1 protein-coding gene is annotated in these 842 nt (G+C 52.1%); it reads right to left on the reverse strand.

Going from position 1 to position 842, the window contains the following annotated elements; genetic code table 11:
• Window positions 1-805: CDP-glycerol glycerophosphotransferase family protein (locus WH277_RS05550; RefSeq protein WP_339504900.1), on the reverse strand; the 805-nt coding region annotated here is incomplete at its 3' end.
• Window positions 806-842: the final 37 nt, after the last annotated feature.

Consider the following 842-nt stretch of genomic DNA (forward strand, 5'->3'; position numbering starts at 1 on the left):
AACCTGCCCATTCCAGTAGCACGGTAGGTTTTCCCGCATGGATGGCATCGAAAATAAAACCGCTGTTATCGGTCAGCACCCGATCGGCCGCATCGAGCAAAGCAAAAGAGGAGAGACTGTTAACAATATTTTTGCGAAAGTATTTTTCCATCATTTGCAGCGAAGCGGTTTCAGAGGGGTTGATCCGGGTGCCATGATGCAGTTTGACCAGTAATGTACAGCTCTGCTGCAAGATGTTAAGCCGTTCGGCCCAATGAGGGATTGAACTGAGATCGCCAAACGTCGGCGCATAAAGGACGATCGGTTTGGATTGATTCCGCGTCAGTGCATTGACCAACTGGCGATTGTAACCGCGGTTGTGCCAGTCATCGAAGCGTGGGTTACCCACGGTCACCGCGCTGCCCGCAATATTCAGTTTTTCCTGCGAATGGTTGCCGTAGCAAAGGATCAGGTCGTAAAACGCATTCCACCAGGCGTGGCCCCAGCGATCTTTCGCCAGACCATACATCGCCCGGACGTGCCAGCGGGCGGTTCCGTTCAACAGCGGGGTGTAATAGGGGCTGACCATGGTTTCCAGCACTGTCCGCTGTGCCCGCATTTTCGACAACAGCATGACGCCCAGATTGTCATGGCGTAACGTTTTTATCTGTGCCGCCATGTCCAGCACAAACGCCCTCTCGCAGACATCCGCAATCACCAGAGTACAAGAATGCCCCTGTTTTTGCAGGGCGAAGATGATGTTTTTATACACGTCATAATGAAAAGCGGTTTCCATGTAGAAACCGATAGTAGGGCAGTGGGTCATCAGTGTTACTCAGGTTGAGAACCTATCCCATCAGGCG

Origin of the sequence: Erwinia sp. MYb416, assembly GCF_037479575.1 — a bacterium.
Classification (GTDB): domain Bacteria; phylum Pseudomonadota; class Gammaproteobacteria; order Enterobacterales; family Enterobacteriaceae; genus Erwinia; species Erwinia rhapontici.